This is a genomic window from Allofournierella sp., assembly GCF_017889395.1.
GTDB lineage: Bacteria > Bacillota > Clostridia > Oscillospirales > Ruminococcaceae > Allofournierella.
Genome location: NZ_JAGHKE010000074.1, coordinates 1 through 12,944, shown reverse-complemented (window position 1 = coordinate 12,944; position 12,944 = coordinate 1). Strand labels below are relative to the sequence as shown.

14 protein-coding genes, 1 pseudogene and 1 riboswitch are annotated in these 12,944 nt (G+C 62.4%); of the genes and pseudogenes, 12 read left to right on the top strand and 3 right to left on the bottom strand.

What is annotated here, in order from left to right:
• Positions 1 to 84: 84 nt before the first annotated feature.
• Entirely contained in the window at positions 85 to 693 is a 609-nt protein-coding gene (locus J7G73_RS09975) for an AAA family ATPase (protein ID WP_291246136.1), read from the top strand.
• Positions 668 to 1,357: a FadR/GntR family transcriptional regulator gene (locus J7G73_RS09970; protein ID WP_291246135.1), complete on the top strand. Its 690-nt coding sequence runs from the start codon at positions 668 to 670 to the stop codon at positions 1,355 to 1,357. Before J7G73_RS09975 ends, J7G73_RS09970 begins: the two co-directional genes overlap by 26 nt.
• A 37-nt stretch (positions 1,358 to 1,394) precedes the next feature.
• Here J7G73_RS09970 and J7G73_RS09965 read toward each other — a convergent pair whose 3' ends face one another.
• The 3 genes from J7G73_RS09965 to J7G73_RS09955 form a co-directional block, all read right to left on the bottom strand.
• Entirely contained in the window at positions 1,395 to 2,006 is a 612-nt protein-coding gene (locus J7G73_RS09965) for a DUF1643 domain-containing protein (protein ID WP_291246134.1), read from the bottom strand.
• 234 nt (positions 2,007 to 2,240) lie between these two features.
• Positions 2,241 to 3,071 carry an Mrp/NBP35 family ATP-binding protein gene (locus tag J7G73_RS09960; protein WP_164496674.1) on the bottom strand — a complete coding sequence of 277 codons (831 nt, stop codon included), beginning with the start codon at positions 3,069 to 3,071 and terminating at the stop codon, positions 2,241 to 2,243.
• 24 nt (positions 3,072 to 3,095) lie between these two features.
• Positions 3,096 to 3,911 (bottom strand): purine-nucleoside phosphorylase, encoded by an 816-nt coding sequence (locus tag J7G73_RS09955; protein WP_291246133.1) that lies wholly within the window; start codon positions 3,909 to 3,911, stop codon positions 3,096 to 3,098.
• 196 nt (positions 3,912 to 4,107) lie between these two features.
• Between J7G73_RS09955 and J7G73_RS09950 the strand changes: the two genes are divergently transcribed.
• The 10 genes and pseudogenes from J7G73_RS09950 to J7G73_RS09905 all read left to right on the top strand — a co-directional run.
• Entirely contained in the window at positions 4,108 to 5,652 is a 1,545-nt protein-coding gene (locus tag J7G73_RS09950; RefSeq protein WP_291246132.1) for a polysaccharide biosynthesis protein, read from the top strand.
• A gap of 50 nt (positions 5,653 to 5,702) precedes the next feature.
• Positions 5,703 to 5,904: riboswitch (cobalamin riboswitch) on the top strand.
• Between the two features lie 176 nt (positions 5,905 to 6,080).
• Positions 6,081 to 7,448, top strand: coding sequence for a cobyrinate a,c-diamide synthase (locus tag J7G73_RS09945; protein ID WP_291246131.1), 1,368 nt, complete (start codon positions 6,081 to 6,083; stop codon positions 7,446 to 7,448).
• Complete coding sequence (gene cobT / locus J7G73_RS09940) at positions 7,445 to 8,521, top strand: nicotinate-nucleotide--dimethylbenzimidazole phosphoribosyltransferase (protein ID WP_291246130.1); 1,077 nt, start codon at positions 7,445 to 7,447, stop codon at positions 8,519 to 8,521. The genes J7G73_RS09945 and cobT overlap by 4 nt, the downstream gene beginning before the upstream one ends.
• On the top strand, positions 8,509 to 9,051 hold the full coding sequence (locus J7G73_RS09935; RefSeq protein WP_291246129.1) for a bifunctional adenosylcobinamide kinase/adenosylcobinamide-phosphate guanylyltransferase: 543 nt from the start codon (positions 8,509 to 8,511) through the stop codon (positions 9,049 to 9,051). The genes cobT and J7G73_RS09935 overlap by 13 nt, the downstream gene beginning before the upstream one ends.
• Positions 9,038 to 9,814: an adenosylcobinamide-GDP ribazoletransferase gene (locus J7G73_RS09930; RefSeq protein ID WP_291246128.1), complete on the top strand. Its 777-nt coding sequence runs from the start codon at positions 9,038 to 9,040 to the stop codon at positions 9,812 to 9,814. Before J7G73_RS09935 ends, J7G73_RS09930 begins: the two co-directional genes overlap by 14 nt.
• Positions 9,811 to 10,146 carry a bifunctional adenosylcobinamide kinase/adenosylcobinamide-phosphate guanylyltransferase gene (locus J7G73_RS09925; protein WP_291246127.1) on the top strand — a complete coding sequence of 112 codons (336 nt, stop codon included), beginning with the start codon at positions 9,811 to 9,813 and terminating at the stop codon, positions 10,144 to 10,146. The genes J7G73_RS09930 and J7G73_RS09925 overlap by 4 nt, the downstream gene beginning before the upstream one ends.
• Positions 10,143 to 10,748, top strand: a complete 606-nt coding sequence (locus J7G73_RS09920; protein ID WP_291246126.1) for a histidine phosphatase family protein — start codon at positions 10,143 to 10,145, stop codon at positions 10,746 to 10,748. The genes J7G73_RS09925 and J7G73_RS09920 overlap by 4 nt, the downstream gene beginning before the upstream one ends.
• Positions 10,745 to 11,710, top strand: coding sequence for an adenosylcobinamide-phosphate synthase CbiB (cbiB, locus tag J7G73_RS09915; protein ID WP_291246125.1), 966 nt, complete (start codon positions 10,745 to 10,747; stop codon positions 11,708 to 11,710). The genes J7G73_RS09920 and cbiB overlap by 4 nt, the downstream gene beginning before the upstream one ends.
• Before the next feature lie 21 nt (positions 11,711 to 11,731).
• Positions 11,732 to 12,802 (top strand): histidinol-phosphate transaminase, encoded by a 1,071-nt coding sequence (locus J7G73_RS09910; protein ID WP_291246124.1) that lies wholly within the window; start codon positions 11,732 to 11,734, stop codon positions 12,800 to 12,802.
• Positions 12,795 to 12,944, top strand: a pseudogene (locus tag J7G73_RS09905) (cobyric acid synthase CobQ); the annotation flags it as partial. The gene J7G73_RS09910 and the pseudogene J7G73_RS09905, both read left to right, overlap by 8 nt.

Here is a 12,944-nt window from a genome sequence, read left to right as displayed (position 1 = left end):
CTGGCCATTGCGGTGGCGGGCCTGTGCACCGTGGTGGGCGCTTCGGTGTTTGCCCAATTTATGTAACCTGCGGAGGGGATAACCATGAAACAACCATTGATCGTGGCGGTGGGCCGTCAATACGGCAGCAGCGGCCGTCTGGTGGGCGCAAAGCTGGCCGAGCGCCTGGGTGTGGATTTTTACGATAAGGAAAAGCTGATGTCCATTGCCCGCAGCACGCCGGATTACAGCGAGGTCAAGGCCTTTTATGAGGAGCGGCCGGTGAACAGCCTGCTCTATGCCATTGCCATGAATGAGGAGCCTGCCGTAACAAGCGAGACGGTGTTCCGCCGGATTCGCGCCTTGATGCAGGATCACAGCGGTGTACTGATCGGCCGGTGCGGCAATGTGATTTTCCGCCCGGATGCAAACGCCGTGAGTGTGTTTATCCATGCGGCTCCCGAGATCCGCTGCCAGCGCATTGCCCAGCTGGAGAACATCTCGCCGAAAAAGGCGGCGATACGCATGCAGGAGGTGGACGAGGAACGAACTGAGTTCCACAAGTATTTCACTGGTGAGCAGTGGGGCCAGGCCGAGGGCTATGAGCTTTGTCTGGACAGTGGGATTCTGGGCGTGGACGGCTGCGTGGAAATGATTTTAAACTATCTGCGCTGGAGGGGATTGCTGGATGAAAACGAAGCCACCGGCAAGTGAGGAGAAATCTACCGCCCGTACCTACGATCTGGTGCTGGAATACCTGAAAGGCCAGATTCTGGAGGGCAAGCTAACTTTGGGGGCGAAGCTGCCCTCTGAGCGCAGCCTGATGGCGGAGCTGGGTCTTGGCCGCAACTCGGTGCGGGAGGCGCTGCGCCAGCTGGAAAACATGGGCTTTGTGCGCAGTGTGCACGGGCAGGGTAGTTTTCTGGTGAACGAGGCCGGGCAGGGGTTTTCCTCCATCCTTTCCATGATGCTGCTGCTTCGCCAGAGTGACCGGGGCGAATTCCTTACCTTGCGTGAAAGTTTGGAAGGTGCCGCTTACGAACGGGCGGTGCGCCTTGCTCCTCCGCAGCCAATACAGGCGATGGAACAGGCGGTGCAGGCTATGGAGCAGGCGCAGGAGCCGGACCAGCTGGAGGAGGCCGAGCGCCAATTTCACAGGGGGCGCATTGAGGCGGGGGAGAACCAGCTCATCGCCGTGATCATGGAGGCTCTTTCCAGTCAGGGGGAGCTCTACCGCCGGGAGACGCTGGCCCAGCTGCACGAGGCCACCCGCGCTCCGCTGCTGGACACTCATCGCCGGATTCTGAAGGCGCTGCAAACCGGCGATGCCCCGCTGGGGCGCGCCGCACTGGCGGAGCACTTCCAATTGATTCAATAAAAGAACGCTGAACTCATCACTTGAGTTCAGCGTTCTTTTACAGGCTTGCCTGATAAGCGGCCACATCAAAGGGGTCCAGAGCGGAATCCTTTTTCAGATACAGCGGGTGGTGGGGATGTCCCTTCACCGAGGGCTTGCCTGCCTGATACCATACCGCGCCGAACTGCTGGCCCAGCTCCATCATGTCCGCCAGGCACTGCTTCAGGTAGGGGCGCTTTTCAATGATGGTGCCCCAGGCCGCCCACAGAGCCGGGTGTTCGCCGCTGCGCTCCAGCACCCAGCGGAAGGCGTTCATGTTCTCCCGGTGCAAAGGCTCGTTGAACTCCTTGTCCATCTGGTCCGGGTTGGTGGCTCGCTGGGCGTACACATTGAACATGATGAAGGAGTCAAAAACGTTACCCAGAGCGATGCGCTGCACGGATTTCAGGGTGTTGTCCAGCGCGTCGGGAGCGGCGGTGGAAGGGTTGATGCCAATGGTGATCAGCGGGCGCTTGCCCACGGTGCCTAAAATGTACCGGTATTCCGAGTAAAAGTCCGGAATATACAGCCACCGGCTCCGGTCGTATTCGGCACTCTGGTCCCGGTGCTCCATGGCTTGCTGAAAGGTAAGAATCTCAAGCTGCCGCGTTTCGCAGGCGGGAATGTGCATGGAAAAATACCTCCTTGGTGAGATAAAAAAATGCCCCGGGCAGGCGGGAAAATCACCCGGCTTGCCACGGGGCATTCGGTTCAGAATAAGGCGGTGGACCAGAAAACGGCTCCGGCGATGAAGATCACCGCCACGATCAGAAGAAAGCCGAGCAGATAACTGACGGTCAAGTGCTCGCGGAACATCCGGGTCCACTCCTTCGGTGGTTTGGCGCCTCCCATAAGCCAGGATAGCTTACTTCAGCAGCGCCTGCACCGCGTCAGCTGCGGCATTCAGGTACTGGCCGCCATACACCTCGATCAGGCCCTGGTCGGCACACTCTGCCAGCTTGGGGTCGATGGGGCACTTGGCCAGAACGGGAATGTTGTACTTGGCAGCAACCTCGTCCACGTGGCTTTCGCCGAATACCTTGATCTGCTTGCCGCAGTCCGGGCATTCCACGTAGCTCATGTTCTCCACCACGCCCAGAATGGGAATGTTCATCATCTGAGCCATCTTCACGGCCTTGCCCACGATCATGCTCACCAGCTCCTGCGGGCTGGCAACCACGATGATGCCGTCCACGGGCAGGGTCTGGAACACGGTCAGGGGAACGTCACCGGTGCCCGGAGGCATGTCCACAAACAGGAAGTCCACGTCCTTCCAGATCACGTCCTGCCAGAACTGCTTCACCGCGCCGGCGATCACGGGGCCACGCCATACAACGGGGTCCTCCTCGTGCTCCAGCAGCAGGTTGATGCTCATCACATCAATGCCCATGCGGCTCTCGATGGGCCAGATGCCGTTCTCGTCGCCCATGGCGCGGCCATGGATGCCGAACAGCTTGGGGATGGAGGGGCCGGTGATGTCGGCGTCCAGGATGCCCACGCCGTAACCACGGCGGCGCATCTCCACAGCCATCAGGGCGCTGGTCATGCTCTTGCCGACGCCACCCTTGCCGCTTACCACACCGATAACCTTCTTAATGCTGCTCAGCTTGTGGGGGGCCTCATGGAAATCCTGAGGGTTCTGACGGCTGGAGCAGTTTTGACTGCAGCTGCTGCAATCATGCGAACATTCGCTCATGATTTGTTTCTCTCCTTTTTTCTATTACAGCTCGGCAATGATGCTGCTCACCAGATTCTGCAGCACCTGTGCGCGCTGGTTGGCGATCTCGATGACTTCATCACCGGAAAGCTTCTTCTTTTCAATGCCCGCGGCCATGTTGGTGATCAGGCTCATGGCCAGAACTTTCAAGCCGCAATGGCTGGCAGCGATCACCTCGGGCACGGTGCTCATGCCAACTGCGTCCGCACCCAGGGTGCGGAAGGCGCGAATTTCGGCGGGGGTTTCGTAGCTGGGGCCCATGTAGCCCAGATACACACCCTTCTGCAATGCAACGCCCTGCTTTTCAGCCACCTGCTCAGCAAGCTCACGCAGCGCCGGGGTGTAGGCAAAGGTCATATCGCAGAAGCGGGGGCCGACGGCCTCATCGTTGGGGCCGGTCAGGGGGTTGGCGCCCATGAAGTTGATGTGATCCTCCAGCAGCATCAAATCGCCCACCGAGAAGCTGGTGTTCACACCGCCCGCGGCGTTGGTCAGGATCAACGTCTCCACGCCCAGGGCCTTCATCACCCGGATGGGGAACACGATGTCCTGCATGGAGTGGCCTTCGTAGTAATGCAGACGGCCCTGCATGCACAGCACCTGCTTGCCTGCCAGCTGCCCGGCCACAAAGCGGCCCGCATGACCCGGCGCGGTGGAGACCGCAAAGCCCGGAATCTCGCTGTAAGGCACATACACCGGTGCTTCGATGCGGTCGGCAAGGCCGCCCAGACCGCTGCCCAGTACGATGCCCACAGTGGGCGTTTCGGGCAGGCGTCTGCGCAGCAGGTCGGCCGCCTGCTGAATGGTTTCCATCATCATTGTAAATCCTCCTGCGGCCCGCCGCCAAATGCGAACGGGCAAAGTGAAAGTGTCCGCTAATGATTTTACCACACCTGTCAACAAAAGAAAAGAATCCGCCAACAAACCAAAAGCGATTGCCGCATCAAAGCATATTCTGTCACCCGAATGAATACCCATGGAACAGGCAGCTTGAGCCGAAAGAAAGGGTGGGCCCATGGGCAGACTAAAAACCTATTTAAAGAATGTGGCAATCCTCACGATCACCGGCCTGGGGCTGCGGGCGGCGGGCATGTTTTTTCGGGTATACATCGCCGCACGCATCGGGGCCGAGGGCATGGGCCTGTATCAGCTGATCTTTACGCTTTACAGCCTTTGCATTACGGTGGCCACCGCGGGTGTTTCGGTAGCTGCCACCCGATTGGCAGCGGAGGAGCTGGCACGCCCGCAGCCCGGCCGGGCAAAGGGAGTATTAGGCCGGGTGATGGGGCTTGCCTTAACCTTTGGCCTCACGGCAGGGGCAGTGCAGCTGGCCCTGGCCTGGCCTGCTGCCCGTTTCTGGCTGGGGGATGTACGGGCCGCGCCCTCGCTGGCGCTGCTGGCACCCAGTCTGCCCTTCATGGCGGTGGGCTCGGCGGCCCGAGGCTATTTCTTTGCCCGCCGCAAGGTAGGTCCCAATGTGGTCAGTCAGATTTTTGAACAGATCATCCGTATTGTCCTGGTGCTGCTGATTCTTCCCGGTGCGGTGCAGCGGGGTGTGCAGTACGCCTGCGCTGCGGTGCTGGTGGGCAGCATGGTCAGCGAGGTTGTATCTACCCTGCTGGTGATGTGGTACTACCAGCGGGATATGAACCGGACCTTCGGCGATGCCCCGGCCCAGGTGCCCAGGGGCACCTCCGGGCGAATCTGGCGCATTCTGGCCCCGGTGGAAGGAGGCCGCTGCCTGGACAGTGCCCTCCACACGGTGGAAAACACGCTGGTTCCCGCCTGCCTGCTGGCCTTTCTGGGCAGCCGGGAGGAGTCGCTGGCTCAGTTTGGCGCACTCAAGGGCATGGCCATGCCGATACTGCTGTTTCCGTTTTCCTTCCTCACTCCGCTGGCCACCCTGCTGATGCCGGAGGTCACCGAAGCTCACATTTTAGGACGGCAGAAAACGCTGGAAACGCTGGTGGGGCGCATCATGCTGTTCACCACCACCTTTTCGGTGCTGGCCGGGGGCCTGATCGCTTTGTATGCCTACCCGCTGGGCCGCATTCTCTACCACGATGAGACCATCGGCTTTTATCTGGCGGTGCTGGCCCCGGTGCTGCCGGGCATGTACCTGGACGCCATGGGCGATTCCATCTTAAAGGGCCTGGGCGAGGAGGTGGCTACCTTCCGCTACAGCATCTGGGATTCCCTGATTCGAATCGGTCTGGTGATTCTGCTCATGCCCCGCATGGGCATGAAGGGCTTTTTGTTTGTGATGATCTGCTCCAACGTGCTGTCCGCGCTGCTGAACATCTTCCGCATCGAGAAGGTGGCACGCATTCGCACTCGCTGGTACCGGTGGTTTGTGCAGCCTGCCTTGATCTTTCTGATCTCAGCGCTTTTGGGGCAGAGGAGTTTGCGCCTGATGGGAGTGAGTGGCGACTGGCCGCAGCTGCTGCTGGGCTGTGTGGTCACCGGCGGCCTTTACTGCCTTCTGATGCTCCGCTTCGGTTTGTGGGACGCGGTGCAGGCCATCCTGGCCCGGCGAAAGCCTACGGGCAGCACTGCCTGAATTTATGAGCGTTTTGCCTATACAAACAGCCGGTTTTGTGGTATAGTATATAGGTTAAATCGCCGCCGGGTGCCCGGGGCCGTGTAAGGCTGTCCGGGAGAATAGGGAAATGGGTGCAATGCCCATGCGGGACCGCCGCCGTAAAGGCTGAGCTCCGGCAGAAAAAGCCACTGGGAAGTTATTTCCCGGGAAGGCGCTGCCGGTGCGCGCAAGGCCTGAGCCGGAAGACCTGCCTGACGGACGAATCACTGCCAAAGGCAGGAAGCCCCGCGCCGGACGGACCAAACGTGCGCAGGGCAAAACACCGGCTGCTGGGCCGGTGTGGGTTGTACGTTTCCGGGCCTTTCTTCGCTTTGCTATCCGGCAAGGCGGGAGAGGCCTTTTTCTCTGTGCGGCGGCAAAGCCCGCTGTTTGGATAAGGAGGAGCAATGCTCGAAGTGATGATCGCCGCCCCGGCTTCCGGCAGCGGCAAAACTTCTGTCACCTGCGGCCTGCTGCAGGCGCTGAAAGACCGGGGCCTGGCCCCTGCGGCCTTCAAGTGCGGGCCGGATTATATCGACCCTATGTTCCACCGCTCGGTGCTGCAGGTGCCCAGCCGGAATCTGGATGCGTTTCTCGCCGGGGAAGAGCGGGTGCGGGAGCTGTACCGACGCCACCCGGCAGGCTGCGGTGCGGCGGTGTGCGAGGGTGTGATGGGCTTTTACGACGGCATGACCTTCGGCGGCGACAAGGCCAGCGCCTGGGATGTGGCCCGCCTGCTGGAACTTCCTGTGCTGCTGGTGCTGCACCCCTACGGCTCCAGTTTGACGCTGGCGGCTCAGGTGAAGGGGATGCTCTCCTTCCGGAAGGACAGCCGCATCAGGGGCCTGTTTTTGAACCGTTGCAGCGCCGGATTGTATGCCGCGCTCAAGCCCATGTTGGAAGAGGAGACCGGTGTTCCGGTGATGGGTTATCTGCCCGAGCTGGAGCAGGCGTCCTTGTCCAGCCGGCATCTGGGTCTGGTCACCGCCGGCGAGGTGGAGGATCTGGCCCAGCGGGTGCGGGCCATTGCCGCCTGCTTGGAAACCACACTGGACTGGCCCCGCTTTCTGGCAGTCTACCAGACCGGGCGGCAGTCGGGGCCCGCAATTGCGGAGCAGCCCTGTGCGGATGGCCCGATGATCGCCGTGGCCCGGGATGAGGCCTTCCAGTTTTATTATGAAGAGAGCCTGGACGCTTTGCGCCGGGCCGGGGCACAGCTGCGCTTTTTCAGCCCGCTGCATGATGAGAGCCTTCCGGCCGGTGCGGCGGGGCTGTATCTGGGCGGCGGTTATCCTGAACTGCACGCAAAGGCTCTCAGCGAGAACCGCCCCATGCGGCATGCCATTCGGGCGGCGGTGGAGCGAGGGATGCCTACCGTGGCGGAATGCGGCGGCTTTTTGTATCTGGGCCAGAGTCTGGAGGACGCAAACGGCGACGCCTGGCCCATGGCCGGGGTGCTGCCCGGCGCGGGCCATAAAACCGGCGGACTGGTGCGGTTCGGCTACAATCGTCTGACCGCCCGCAGCGACAGCATGCTGCTGCGCACCGGCGAGACCACCAATGCCCACGAGTTCCATTGCTGGGACAGCACCGAGAATGGCGCGGCCCTGCAGGCGGAAAAGACCTCCGGCGGCAGGCAGTGGAGCTGCTGCTTTGCCACCCAGAGCCTGTATGCCGGATTCCCGCACCTGTATCTTGCCGGAGACCTGCCGCTGGCCGAGCGCTTTGCGGCAGCGGCAAAGGAATATGCAAAGCGAGAGGAGAAAGAGGCGTGACACTGGCACAGCTTTTAAAACAGATCGAGCCGAAAAACGAAAGGGCGGAGCAGGAAACCCGCCGCCGCTGGAACGCCTGTGCAAAGCCGCTGGGCAGCCTGGGCCTTCTGGAGGACGCATTGTGCCAGATCGCATCGGTCACCGGCTCGGCGGACATTGATCTGGAACAGAAAGCCTTACTCGTTTTCTGCGCGGATAATGGCGTGGTGGCCCAGGGGGTAACCCAGACCGGCAGCGAGGTAACGGCCATGGTGGCCCGCGGCTTTGCGGAGGGTACCACCCCCGCCTGCCGGATGGCCCGGCGGGCAGGCTGTAAGCTGATTCCGGTGGATATGGGCATCAAGGATTTTATTCCGCAGCCCGGTGTGCTGGATCGGCGGGTGGCCAACGGCACCGGCGATATTTCCCAGGGCCCGGCCATGACCCGCGCTCAGGCTGAGCAGGCCATTCTGGCAGGTGCGCTGCTGGTGAAGGATTGTAAGGAGCAGGGCGTGGGCCTTCTGGCCACTGGAGAAATGGGTATCGGCAACACTACCACCGCCAGCGCAGTGGCCAGCGTGCTGCTGGGCTGTGAGCCGGAGGCCATCACCGGCCGGGGCGCGGGACTTTCCGACGAGGGCCTTGTCCGCAAAAAAGCGGCCATCTGCCGGGCGATTCAAATCAACCGACCAGACCCGGAAGACCCGCTGGATGTGCTGGCCAAGCTGGGCGGCTTTGACATCGCAGGCATGTGCGGTGCCTTTCTGGGCGGCGCGGCCTTCGGGGTGCCGGTGCTTATGGACGGCGTCATCAGCGCGGCAGCAGCCCTGCTGGCGGTGCGTCTCTGCCCGGATGCGGGCAAGGCGATTCTGGCCAGCCATGTATCGGCGGAGCCTGCGGGTGCGCTGCTGCTGAATGCGCTGGACAAGCATCCCCTGATTACCGCCGGGCTTCGCCTGGGCGAGGGCACCGGTGCTTTGGCGGCCATGCCGCTGCTGGATATGGCCCAGGCGGTGTACGAGGAATCCAACACCTTTGAAAATTATGGCATGGAGGCCTACCAGCCCCAGGGAGGCGAGCCATGTTCACGTTAATTGTGGGTGGTGCGGCCAGCGGCAAAAGCGAATACGCCGAGCGATTGGCAGTGGCGGCGCCCGTATCCCGCCGGTTTTACATTGCCACCATGCAGCCCTGGGGCGAGGAGACGCGCCAGCGCATCGCCCGGCACCGGGCCATGCGTGCGGGCAAGGGCTTTGAGACGGTGGAGTGCCCGCTGAATCTGGCGGGCCTGCAGCTGCCGGAAAAAGGCACAGTGCTGCTGGAATGCCTGAGCAATCTGGCGGCAAACGAGCGGTATGATCCCGCGGGCGCGGGCGAGGATGCCTGCCGTGCCATCCTGAACGGGGTGGACAGGCTGTGCAGCCAGTGCAGCGAGCTGATTCTTGTGAGCAACGAGGTGTTCAGCGGCGGCAGTGATTACGAGGGTGATACCCTGGAATATCTGCGGCTGCTGGCCCGGCTCAACCGGGAGCTGGCCGCCCGGGCGGACAATGTGTGCGAGGTACAGTGCGGCATTGCCCGGTATTATAAAGGAAAGGAGCCCTATCTGCATGATCGTGCTTGAGACCATCGCGGTGGCCTTTGCCATGTTTTCCGCCATCCCGGTGCCCCAGCCGGTGTGGGGGCCACGCAACATGCGGTATGCATTGTGCGCGCTGCCTCTGATCGGGGTGGTGATCGGACTGGCGCAGGCGCTGTGGCAGATTGCCGCCAATTGGCTGTGCATGCCGGAAATGCTGCGAGGCGCGGGACTCTGTCTGATTCCCATTTTGCTCACGGGGGGCATCCATCTGGACGGCTACGCCGACACCAGCGACGCGCTGGCCAGCTGCGCGCCGCCGGAGAAAAAGCAGGAGATTTTAAAGGACCCCCGCTGCGGTGCCTTTGCGGTGATCCGGCTGGGCGTCTGGTTTGTGGCCAGCTTTGCGCTGTGCACTGCGGTACGGCTGGACGGCCCGGCCCTTGCTTGCTTTGGGATGGGCTTTGTACTCAGCCGGGCGCTGTCCGGCTGGGCGGTGGCCACCTTTCCGCTGGCCAAAAACACCGGCCTTGCCCACACCTTCGCCACCTCGGCGGACCGGGCGGCGGTGCGACGGGTGCTGCTGGTGCTGGCGATCCTGCTGGCGGTCTGCATGTGCGCGGTGGGTCGGGCAGAGGGCGCGGCCATGGCGGCAGCGGCTTTTCTGGTGCTGGTCTATTATCGCCGCATGAGCCAAAAGCAGTTCGGTGGCCTGTCCGGCGATCTGGCAGGCTGGTTTTTGCAGACTGCGGAACTTTGGATGCTGGCTGCCCTTGTGGCGGTGCAGCTGTTGGAGGCAGCGTTATGATTTTTATTACAGGCCCGCTGTTTGCGGGCAAACGGGACTTTGCCTGCCGCATTTTAAACTGTAAAGCGGAAAAGCTTGCCAGATATGCGGTGTGGGATGTACAGGAGCTGGCCGGGCAGCAACCCCTGGAGGAACTGGCGGAACGGCTCGCAGCCTGGCCGGTGGTCATCGCCACCGAGGTGGGCGGCGGCGTGGTGCCGGTGGATGCAAAGCAGCGGGCCGACCGGGAAGCGGCGGGCCGTCTAGCCTGCCTGCTGGCTCAGCGGGCGGATACTGTGGTGCGGGTCTTCTGCGGTCTGCCCATCTTATTAAAAGGAGAATTACCGGAATGAATATCTATCTGCTTCGCCACGGCGAAACGGAATACAACAAACAAAAGCGCTATCAGGGCACGCTGGATATCCCCCTGAGCGCCGAGGGCCTTGCCCGGCTGCAAAAAGCGCCGATTTCGCCCAAGGCGGTATATGTTTCCCCCCTGATTCGCGCCCGCCGCACCGCCGAGATCCTTTTCCCGGAGGCCCGGCTGGTGGAGGTGGAGGACCTGAAGGAGATGTGCTTCGGCGTGTTTCAGGGCCGCAACTACATCGAGATGGAAAAGGACCCGGACTATCTTGCCTGGGTGGGGGAGGACTGCACCGGCCGCTGCCCCGGCGGCGAGACCAAGGCGGAGTTCACTCAGCGCACCTGCGAGGCCTTCTGTCGCCTGCTGGAGGATGCTTTAGCAGCCGGGGAGGAGGAGCTGGTGATTCTGGCTCATGGCGGTACTCAGATGGCATTGATGGAGCAGTACGGCCTGCCCAAAAAGGATTATTACAGCTGGTGCGGCCCCAACGGCGGTGGCTATCTGGTGACCACCGATGCCGAGTGTTGGCACAAGGACCACACGCTGGAATACCAGTGCACGGTGTGCTATGAAAGGGGCGGGCAGGTATGACGATCTTACTGGCTGTTTTGCTGGGCTTTTGTGTCGACCTGATTCTGGGCGACCCCCGCTGGATGCCCCACCCGGTGGTGTACATGGGCAAGGCCATTACCCGGCTGGAACGGCTGCTGCGCCGCCTTCTGCCGGATACGCCTCGCGCTCTGTTCTGGGGCGGCGTGGTGCTGGCGGCGGTTCTGCCGCTGGGAACGCTTGCTTTCAGCGCAGGTGTCATCTGGCTGGCAGGCCGGATTCATCCCGCGCTGGGCTTTGCGGTGCAGGTGCTGTGGTGCTGGCAGGCGCTGGCGATGAAGGATCTGCGGGTGGAGACCATGCATGTGTACGAACCGCTCTGTAAAGGTGATCTGCTTGCTGCCCGAAAAGCGGTGAGCCGTGTGGTGGGACGGGACACCCAGTCCCTCACCAGCGAAGGTGTGACCAAAGCAGCGGTGGAAACCATCGCGGAAAACTTCTCGGACGGAGTCATCGCCCCCATGCTCTACCTGCTCATCGGCGGCGCGCCTCTGGGTCTGGCCTACAAGGCCATCAACACCATGGACAGCATGGTGGGCTACAAAAACGACAAATACCTGTACTTCGGGCGGGCCGCCGCAAAACTGGACGACGCGGCCGGATACATCCCGGCCCGGCTGTCCGCTTTGTTCTGGATTGCCGCAGCCTTCTTCACCGGAAACAATGCGGCGAACGCCTGGCGCATCTGGCGGCGGGACCGGCGCAAGCACGCCAGCCCCAACGCAGCCCAGCCGGAATCCGCCTGTGCGGGTGCGCTGGGGGTTCAGCTGGCCGGCCCGGCCTGGTACTTTGGCAAGCTGCACGAAAAGCCCACCCTGGGCGATGCGCTGCGCACGGTGGAGGTGGAGGACATCCCTCGCACCAACCGGATGATGCTGGCCGCCAGCCTGTTGGGTCTGGCGGTGCTGGCGGCGGTGCGCTGGGCGGTGCTGCTGGCTTTATAAGAAAAAGGAGAATCAACTGCAATGCAGCAAAAACTGACCCATGGCGGCGACTGGGCGGGCTTTGAGGCCGAGTATGGCCGCGCGCCGCTGGATTTTTCCGCCAATGTGAGCCCTTTGGGAGTGCCCTGGGCGGTACGGCGGGCTGTGGCAAAGGCAGCCCGGCAGGCAGCCCGTTACCCGGACCCCCTCTGCCGTCGGCTCACCGAGGCGCTGGCCCGGCACGAGAATGTGAAGCAGGAGCAGATCCTGTGCGGCAACGGCGCGGCGGATCTGATCTTCCGGGTGGTGCTGGCGAAAAAGCCCCGCACGGCTCTTGTCACCGCGCCCACCTTTGCGGAATACGGGCAGGCGCTGGAGACAGTGGATTGCCGGGTGAAGCGGTATCTGCTCACCGAAGAAACCGGCTTTGCCGTCATGCCCGCTATTCTGGAGAAAATCACCCCCGAGCTGGACATGCTGTTTCTGTGCGAGCCCAACAACCCCACCGGTGCGCTCACCGAGACGGACCTGCTGCGAAAGATTCTGGAGCGGTGCGAGGTCTGCGGCACCCTGCTGGTGGTGGACGAGTGCTTCAACGACTGGCTGGACGATCCCGCAGCCCACACCCTGAAGGGGGAGCTGGACCGGTTCCCCAATCTGCTGATTTTGAAGGCCTTCACCAAGCTGTATGCCATGGCGGGCCTGCGCTTGGGGTACTGCCTGTGCGGCGACGAAGCCCTGCTGAAGGCCATGGCTCGCTGCGGCCAGCCCTGGGCGGTGTCCGGCCCGGCCCAGGAGGCGGGGCTTGCGGCTCTGGGCCAGCATAAGTATGTGGCCCGGCTGCGGGCGGTCATTCAAACGGAGCGGCCCTGGCTGGCCGGTCAGCTGGCCGATCTGGGCCTGCGGGTTCTGCCGGGCAGTGCCAATTATCTGCTACTGTACAGCGAAATGGAACTGGCCGCCCCGCTGCGAACGCTGGGCGTGCTGATTCGGGACTGCTCCAATTATCCCGGCCTTGACAAGGGCTGGTACCGGGTGGCGGTGCGCACCCGGCGGGAAAACCGGCAGCTGATCGCTGCCCTCAGAAAGGTGTGTGGCTGCGAAAATGGCTAAGGCAAAATGTATTATGATTCAGGGCACCATGAGCGGGGCGGGCAAAAGCCTGCTCTGCACCGCGCTGTGCCGCATCTTTGCGCAGGACGGCTGGCGGGTGGCCCCCTTCAAAAGCCAGAATATGGCGCTGAACAGCTGCATC

What these genes read in the sequence shown, in the direction of transcription:
- J7G73_RS09930 (WP_291246128.1), top strand. Translation starts at nt 9,038, where the DNA reads ATGATCGTGCTTGAGACCATCGCGGTGGCCTTTGCCATGTTTTCCGCC.
- J7G73_RS09965 (WP_291246134.1), bottom strand. Translation starts at nt 2,006, where the DNA reads ATGCACATTCCCGCCTGCGAAACGCGGCAGCTTGAGATTCTTACCTTT.
- J7G73_RS09975 (WP_291246136.1), top strand. Translation starts at nt 85, where the DNA reads ATGAAACAACCATTGATCGTGGCGGTGGGCCGTCAATACGGCAGCAGC.
- J7G73_RS09950 (WP_291246132.1), top strand. Translation starts at nt 4,108, where the DNA reads ATGGGCAGACTAAAAACCTATTTAAAGAATGTGGCAATCCTCACGATC.
- J7G73_RS09920 (WP_291246126.1), top strand. Translation starts at nt 10,143, where the DNA reads ATGAATATCTATCTGCTTCGCCACGGCGAAACGGAATACAACAAACAA.
- J7G73_RS09955 (WP_291246133.1), bottom strand. Translation starts at nt 3,911, where the DNA reads ATGATGATGGAAACCATTCAGCAGGCGGCCGACCTGCTGCGCAGACGC.
- J7G73_RS09910 (WP_291246124.1), top strand. Translation starts at nt 11,732, where the DNA reads ATGCAGCAAAAACTGACCCATGGCGGCGACTGGGCGGGCTTTGAGGCC.
- J7G73_RS09925 (WP_291246127.1), top strand. Translation starts at nt 9,811, where the DNA reads ATGATTTTTATTACAGGCCCGCTGTTTGCGGGCAAACGGGACTTTGCC.
- J7G73_RS09935 (WP_291246129.1), top strand. Translation starts at nt 8,509, where the DNA reads ATGTTCACGTTAATTGTGGGTGGTGCGGCCAGCGGCAAAAGCGAATAC.
- J7G73_RS09970 (WP_291246135.1), top strand. Translation starts at nt 668, where the DNA reads ATGAAAACGAAGCCACCGGCAAGTGAGGAGAAATCTACCGCCCGTACC.
- cbiB (WP_291246125.1), top strand. Translation starts at nt 10,745, where the DNA reads ATGACGATCTTACTGGCTGTTTTGCTGGGCTTTTGTGTCGACCTGATT.
- J7G73_RS09960 (WP_164496674.1), bottom strand. Translation starts at nt 3,071, where the DNA reads ATGAGCGAATGTTCGCATGATTGCAGCAGCTGCAGTCAAAACTGCTCC.
- J7G73_RS09945 (WP_291246131.1), top strand. Translation starts at nt 6,081, where the DNA reads ATGCTCGAAGTGATGATCGCCGCCCCGGCTTCCGGCAGCGGCAAAACT.